Origin of the sequence: Microcoleus sp. S13_C3 (assembly GCF_036700905.1) — a bacterium.
Taxonomy (GTDB): Bacteria; Cyanobacteriota; Cyanobacteriia; order Cyanobacteriales; family Microcoleaceae; genus Microcoleus.
Genome location: NZ_JAUBPT010000101.1, coordinates 23652 through 30874, shown reverse-complemented (window position 1 = coordinate 30874; position 7223 = coordinate 23652). Strand labels below are relative to the sequence as shown.

General features: G+C 47.0%; 5 protein-coding genes, 1 other RNA gene and 2 pseudogenes. 5 read left to right on the top strand and 3 right to left on the bottom strand.

Annotated features, from left to right (window positions below):
* Together QUA16_RS24170 and QUA16_RS24165 are read left to right on the top strand one after the other, a co-directional pair.
* Positions 1-359: pseudogene (locus tag QUA16_RS24170) on the top strand (hypothetical protein); the annotation flags it as partial.
* Positions 307-807 (top strand): ISAs1 family transposase, encoded by a 501-nt coding sequence (locus QUA16_RS24165; RefSeq protein ID WP_333109152.1) that lies wholly within the window; start codon positions 307-309, stop codon positions 805-807. The pseudogene QUA16_RS24170 and the gene QUA16_RS24165, both read left to right, overlap by 53 nt.
* 79 nt (positions 808-886) lie before the next feature.
* Here QUA16_RS24165 and QUA16_RS24160 read toward each other — a convergent pair.
* Positions 887-1169: pseudogene (locus QUA16_RS24160) on the bottom strand (transposase); the annotation flags it as partial.
* Between the two features lie 41 nt (positions 1170-1210).
* Between QUA16_RS24160 and QUA16_RS24155 the strand changes: the two are divergent.
* Positions 1211-1342, top strand: a complete 132-nt coding sequence (locus tag QUA16_RS24155) for a hypothetical protein (protein WP_333181379.1) — start codon at positions 1211-1213, stop codon at positions 1340-1342.
* Between the two features lie 415 nt (positions 1343-1757).
* On the opposite strand, the gene ssrS is transcribed toward QUA16_RS24155, so the two are convergent.
* Both ssrS and QUA16_RS24145 read right to left on the bottom strand, forming a co-directional pair.
* Positions 1758-1945: non-coding RNA, 6S RNA (gene ssrS, locus QUA16_RS24150), on the bottom strand.
* A gap of 50 nt (positions 1946-1995) precedes the next feature.
* The gene (locus QUA16_RS24145; protein ID WP_333109149.1) at positions 1996-3258 is read right to left on the bottom strand and encodes a 5-(carboxyamino)imidazole ribonucleotide synthase; all 1263 of its coding nucleotides are present in this window, start codon (positions 3256-3258) and stop codon (positions 1996-1998) included.
* A 338-nt stretch (positions 3259-3596) separates the two neighbouring features.
* On the opposite strand from QUA16_RS24145, the gene purD reads away from it, so the two are divergent.
* The gene (gene purD / locus QUA16_RS24140) at positions 3597-4877 is read left to right on the top strand and encodes a phosphoribosylamine--glycine ligase (protein ID WP_333109148.1); all 1281 of its coding nucleotides are present in this window, start codon (positions 3597-3599) and stop codon (positions 4875-4877) included.
* A 170-nt stretch (positions 4878-5047) separates the two neighbouring features.
* Positions 5048-7213 (top strand): ATP-binding protein, encoded by a 2166-nt coding sequence (locus QUA16_RS24135; protein WP_333109146.1) that lies wholly within the window; start codon positions 5048-5050, stop codon positions 7211-7213.
* Positions 7214-7223: the final 10 nt, after the last annotated feature.

The following is a 7223-nucleotide window of genomic DNA, read 5'->3' as shown; positions in this document are numbered from 1 at the left end:
TCATGATGGTCTCGGATGATTCACTTTTACCCCCTCAATCCGCCTATGTGCCAGTTCGGGGTGCGGAATGTGGGATAGAAAGCGAAACTATTGCAGTGGACGGCAAAGTTTTACGATGGTCTTATGAAGCGATTAATGATGACGCTAATGTAGATTCTCATCCGGCCATTATGTTAGTAAGTGCCTACATCGTAGAACGAGGGCTGATTCTCGACCCCTATGAAGTTGATTCAAAAACTAATGAAATCACGGCCTTACCCGCATTTATCAAAGATATGGCCCTCAAGGGTGTAGTGTTCGCTTTTGATGCAATCAGTACAAAAAAAAACTGCTCCAGCCATCGTAGACAGTGGGAATGACTATATTGGGGCGCTCAAAGGCAACCAATCGGGTCTACTTGAAGCAGTCCAATCCAATTTTCAAGCTATTCAGACTCATGAATCGAACAATGTTGGTCATGGTCGAGTTGAAAAACGCAGGGTTAGTATTAGTAATCAGTTAGATAATATTCCTGAATTTCCGGGACTTAAAACCGTGATTCGTATTGAGTCATACCGCGAATTCCATCGAGCAAATATTATTGAATCAAGTGTTGAAATTCGTTTTTACGTTTCTTCTTTGATTGAAAAGGCTGAAGAATTTGCCAAGCGGATTCGAGGTTATTGGGGAGTTGAAAACAAGGTTCATTATGTGCGGAATGTAACTAAAGGTGAAGATGCTTCTCGTATAAGGACAAAACCTTTAGTTCAAATTTGGGCAGCAGCTCGAAATTTTGCACGCTCACATATACCGCGATTATGGATTTGATAATATGGCTCAAGCCCAACGTCTGGCGGGATTTGGCCTTAAACTAATTAAGGAGTTGTTTAGAATGAAATAGCCCTGATTGCAGATAGGGGTTTTCACGGATCTGTTCTACTGTTTCACTCGCAGCTAATTCCTAATTTTTCTTTAATAATTAATGCCTACAATGCCATCCTAAAGGATTTAGCAGGGGCCCCCTTTTCTGTGGGGAAGTTGGCCGCATATTCTGATTCAAATTCAGACCACGGGATTATTTGGGCCATTTTTACCCAACGGTTATCTGCTGACAACTTTCCACATGAGGGGAGTTCAAAGTCGGAGGGTGAGGGGTGAGCACCGCGAGGCTTTTCGGTACACCATCGCAGATGGTGATGCACGGGTTTTGATCTATTTTACCTGTTTTTTTTTGCACCTGACTTGCATCGCACCAGTTCTTAACCCATGCCACGTCAAGTGCGATCGATATATTCAGCAAGCCCTATTTAATATGGTGTACGATCGCACAATCATTCTGCCTATTCAGGACGGCGATGTCTGAGGGGTAAAACCCCTCAGACCTTCGCCAACAGCCTCTTATCGCCCGCCACTGTTATCGATCGCCCGCCACTGTTATCGATCGCAGTGCCACGCCAATCGAGCCCACAACTTATTAATAATGATAATCGCGCCATTGCGTGGAAGAGTCCTCCTACAGCGGGCTCTCCCACCCTTACCCCTTATTTGATTATCATTATTACCCAATTATATTTATTCACAAAGGGGTATTGACAAAACCTACTCCTTTCTAACTTGTTACCAATGCCCAGTTGGTAGTGTGTACGAGTCAGAGGGGTCTGTGTTTCCCAGTAGCGATCGCCCTCGTCGAGTTCACGTTAACTATGAGTAAAGGCGTTTATCTCCAAAAAAAATAGGCTAGCTATATTTCACAGCGCCTATCTCAATCAAAATTTTAATGGCTCCCCGCAACGCCGTCTTACCTCAGCTTTTGACCTGGTATTTTACCAGGTGGGTACCGTTGGCTCGGACTTAAAGTTTCTGGGTACAAGCCCAGTTTACTGCTGTCCAAACATCTTGATTCCCGAGAGTTAAGAGTTATAGATCAAAAAAACATTATTGGCAGTCACCAACGTCGCAGTAGAACCTTTATTTAATATATACCAACTAACCAGATTTTGGCAAGCTGCGAGCAATTTAACTTGCATACCAGATAGATTCAACGGTTTGAGCCAGATCCTCTACTGATGATCGCCCCTGAGCCACCAAGTCCGCGTCGAGCACAACTGTAACGTGACCGAGTTTGCGGCCCGGACGCGATACTTTCTTACCATACCAATGGACAAAAGCACCGCTAATTTGTGCCAGTTGTTTTCTTTTTGCTAAATAATCGGACTGGGCCGACTCGTAGCCTAGCAAATTTACCATCACAGCGCCTGCACATTTCAGATCCGAATTGCCTAAAGGCAGTTGACAAACTGCGCGCAAATGCTGTTCAAATTGTGAAGTTTCACAGGCATCGATGGTAAAATGTCCCGAGTTGTGGGTGCGGGGTGCAATTTCATTGACTAACAGCTTATTATCAGCGGTTAAAAATAATTCAATGCCGAAGACGCCGACAGCTTGCAAACTGTTGAGGAGAGTGCGGGCGATCGCACAAGCTTCATTTTTCACATCTAAACTAATATCAGCGGGCGCAATCACCACATGACAAACCTGATTTTGCTGCTGAGTTTCCACTATCGGATAAATCGCAATTTCCCCAGTTGCCGATCGAGCTGCAATCACAGCCAACTCGCGATCGAACGGCACAAACTCTTCCACTAGCAAAGACTGACCCTTGAGCTTAGCACGAATTGACTCAAAACTCCCCCGATCCTTAACAATAAAAGTACCTTGGCCGTCATAACCGTGGCGGCGAACTTTGACGACAAAGGGAAAGTCGATCGATCCAGCATCCGATTCTCCTGCAATCTGCACCCTGTCGGAAACAGAAATTGCCCGAAAGTCGATCGCCACCGCCTTAAACAATTCCGGAGGCAAATCCGCGCTGCAATCCCATTCCCAAAACCTCGGAGTTGGCAAACCCAAACTTTGTAAATAACAGCGCTGAACGTACTTATCCAACAAAGGAGAAAGCGACGACAAACTCGGCTGAAATAACACACCTTGCTGTTCTAGCGGCCGCAAACCATCCAAATCCACAAACTCATTTTCAAAAGTAATAACATCGCAGCCAGCAGCCAATTGAGCCGTAGCCAAAACATCATCAACAGCCGCCAAAACAGCACCAGCAGCAACAGAAACTGCCGGGTCAGTAGCATTAGGAGTTTGTACTACCAATTCAATACCGAGTGCCCTAGCAGCATCCCCCATCATCGAAGCTAGCTGGCCGCCGCCGACAACGCCCACCCGCTTAAATTTGGCAGACGAACTCGCAGCGGTTTGATTTGATTTCATGTGAGTAAAATTCCGCAAAGTCAACCTGCCTATCTTATCGCTATTTGGCCCTGGCTCAATTACAGTAATTGCAGAGTTAAAAGCCAAAAAATAGTTTTAATTGCATGATTAAATCGAGGCAGAACCTAGAAAAATTGGGCAGCTAAAGTCTTTAATTATTGCACGCTCCCAGCCATTGAGAAACAGCCGTCGAAGCCCACTCCTCCAGAAAAGTGCCACATCTAGCAATTCCCTAGCGCCAAGCATGGCATAATTGACAGCACTGCAAAAAGCAGATAGACAGATGCCAACACTGAAAATCAGACATTCAGGGAACAAAATTTATAGGTGAGGATACTGTGAAAGTTTTAGTTGTGGGAAACGGAGGTCGCGAACACGCGATCGCAAAAAAACTGCTAGAATCTACGCGGATTAAACAAGTATTCTGCGTACCGGGCAACGGCGGCACAGCTACCACCCCAGGCTGTCAGAATCTGTCGCTCAACATCGACGACTTCCAAGGCATCGAACGCTTTGTGATGGTCAACAACATCGGATTAGTCATCGTCGGCCCCGAATTGCCCCTATCGCTAGGCATCGCCGACTATTTCCAACAGCGAAAAATGATGATTTTCGGCCCCACCAAAGCCGGCGCCCAAATTGAATCCAGCAAATCCTGGGCCAAAGAACTGATGCTCGAAGCAGGCATCCCCACACCCAAAGCTGCCGTATTTACAGACGCCGAAGCAGCCAAAGCATACGTTCTGGAACAAGGAACCCCAATAGTCATCAAAGCAGACGGACTCGCATCAGGCAAAGGAGTCACCGTTGCCACCACCGTCAAAATGGCTCACAGCGCCATCAACACCATTTTCCGAGGCGAATTCGGCACAGACAACATCCGAGTCGTCGTCGAAGAATTCTTAACAGGTCAAGAAGTCTCGATTCTCGCCCTCACCGACGGCATCACAGTGGAACCGTTGCTGCCGGCCCAAGACCACAAAGCTATCGGCGAAGGCGACAAGGGAGCCAACACCGGCGGTATGGGAGCCTACGCCCCAGCGCCCATTGTCACCCCGGAACTCATGGAAAGGATTCAAGAAGAAATTCTCGAACCCACCCTCGCAGCACTGCAAAAACGCAAAATCGACTACCGGGGTGTACTCTATGCAGGTTTAATGATTACCCCCGACGGAGAACCCACAGTCTTAGAATTCAACTGCCGTTTCGGAGATCCCGAAACTCAAGCGGTTTTGTCACTGCTGGAAACTCCTTTAGAAGATTTGGTGCTGGCCTGCTGTCAGCAGCGTCTCGGTGAATATTCTATTCGCTGGAAGTCGGGGGCTTCTGTTTGCGTAGTTTTGGCTTCTGGAGGCTATCCTGGAAGTTATCAAAAAGGCCAAGTGATTACAGGTATCGAGGAAGCTGAAGCCAAAGGATCAGAAGTGTTTCACGCCGGCACTCAGTTGAAGAACCAGCAGTTGGTGAGCGACGGCGGCCGGGTTTTGGGCGTCACCGCGGCGGGAGAAACTTTGGAACAAGCTATCTCCAAAGCTTATGGAGCAGTTGATTGCATCCAATTTGAAGGGGTCTACTGCCGCCGGGACATCGGCCGCCGAGCTCTAGGCGATAAAAATTAGGAATGGCGACATCGGCCGCCATCCGAAAGCCAAGCAATCTCAATGTAGAAATGTAACAATGAAGTTTGGTATCTCTGCGGGGGCGGTAGCGGACAAGTCGCAGCAGAAAATTCGATCGGGAGCCAACTGAATTGATCTTGCTTTTAATATTGAACGGGTGAACTGGTGAAATGCTGGCCATACTAAACAAAATCGGAGAAATTATTGCCCGCTGGTGGTCGGATTTTACCCTCCAGACCCGCCTGATGGCCGGTGCTACCCTCGTAGTGTCGTTAATCATGAGTGGCCTGACATTCTGGGCCGTGAATACTATCCAGCAAGACGCCCGACTTAACGATACTCGTTACGGCCGAGACCTCGGCCTGCTGTTGGCGGCAAATGTGGCGCCGCTCATTGCCAAAAACGATCGCTCCGAAGTCGCCCGCTTTTCCCGCCAATTTTACAGCAGCACCTCCAGCGTCCGCTATATGCTTTATGCAGACGAAGCGGGGGATATTTTCCTGGGGATACCATTTTCGGAATCCGAGGTGCAGACTTCCCTAACGCTGCGCCGCCAGATCAAACTTCCCGATAATTTTCTCGCCGATATTGAGGCCAGAAATTTAACTTCTTTGCCTTTGGTACGGCAGCATTTGACGCCAGATGGGGAAGTGACCGATGTGTTTGTGCCGTTAATTCATGAAGACAAATATTTGGGAGTTTTGGCGATCGGCATTAACCCAAATCCCGCAGCAGTTATCTCTTCCAATCTGACTAGGGATGTCACTTTAGCAGTATTTGTCACTATTTGGGTGATGGTAATTTTGGGAGCTGTATTTAATGCCCTGACAATTACTCAGCCGATAAAACAATTAGTCTTCGGGGTCAAAAACATTGCCAGCGGGAATTTTAAGCAGCGAGTTGACCTGCCTTTAGGGGGAGAATTGGGCGAGTTAATTGGCAGTTTTAATGAAATGGCCCAGAAACTCGAAAGTTATGAAGAACAAAATATTGAAGAGCTGACAGCGGAAAAAGCTAAGTTAGAAACTTTGGTATCAACGATTGCTGATGGCGCGCTTTTATTAGACGCAAATTTGCAGGTGATTTTAGTTAATCCGACGGGGATGCGGATTTTTGGGTGGGAAGGCAAAAATGCGCTCGGAGTAAATGTTCTGAACATTTTGCCTTCGGAAGTGCAGCAGGAGTTGGGGAGACCGTTGCAGGAAATAGCTGCGGGCGATCGCGAAGGCGGCGAATTCCGCATCTCGCTGAGCGAACCAGTTAACCGTACAATTCGGATTGTTTTAACTACAGTCATTCTGCACAAAGCGCCCGGTGCCGAACCGCTGTGCAGAAGCTGCATCCGCCATGAGGAAGATACCTGTACCGAGCCACAACGCCCGCTAGCTGTAGAGTGTACTTTCTACGAGCAAACCTCCAAGCATCAAGGTTCCGGAAATTACCGGGAAAGTCTCAAAGGCATTGCAATGACAGTGCAGGACATTACTCGCGAAGTAGAACTCAATGAGGCTAAAAGCAATTTTATCAGCAATGTTTCTCACGAATTGAGAACACCTTTATTTAACATCAAATCTTTTATCGAGACTCTCCACGAGTACGGAGAAGACCTTCTAGAAAGCGAGCGCAGGGAATTCCTAGAAATTGCCAATCGAGAAACCGATCGACTAACTCGTTTAGTTAACGACGTGTTAGACTTGTCGCGACTGGAATCCTGCCGAGTTTATCACTTGGAGGCTGTTGACCTCCCGCAAGCTGTGGAACAAACCCTGCGGACTTATCAGTTAAATGCTAAGGATAAAGGCATTGAATTAGAGCAAGAAGTTGACCCGTATTTGCCGCCTGCTTTAGGTCATTACGATTTGTTACTACAAGTATTTGCAAATTTAGTAGGAAATGCCTTAAAATTTACTCAGTCCGGCGGCAAGGTGGCAATTCGAGCGTATTTGCTAGAGTCGGATGCGCCCACCCACAGAGACGGTCAATCCGTCAACCAAAACTTGTCACCGGATGCCAAACATTTTCCGGTAGTGCGGATCGAAATTTCTGATACTGGAATTGGCATAGATCCTGAAGACCAACAAGCCATCTTCGAGCGCTTTTTCCGGGTAGAAAACCGAGTACACACTTTAGAAGGAACGGGATTAGGTCTTTCTATTGTCAGAAACATTATTGACAAGCACCACACTAAAATTAATTTAGTTAGCGAAGTTAATGTGGGTACGACTTTCTGGTTCGACTTGGCAGTTTATCAGCCTAAACAAACCGTAGAGATGGAAAATTCTTGGCCAGTGGAAGCAACGGTGGAAAGTGAAACAATTGCGAGTCATATTAAGTAAAAAGGACTTA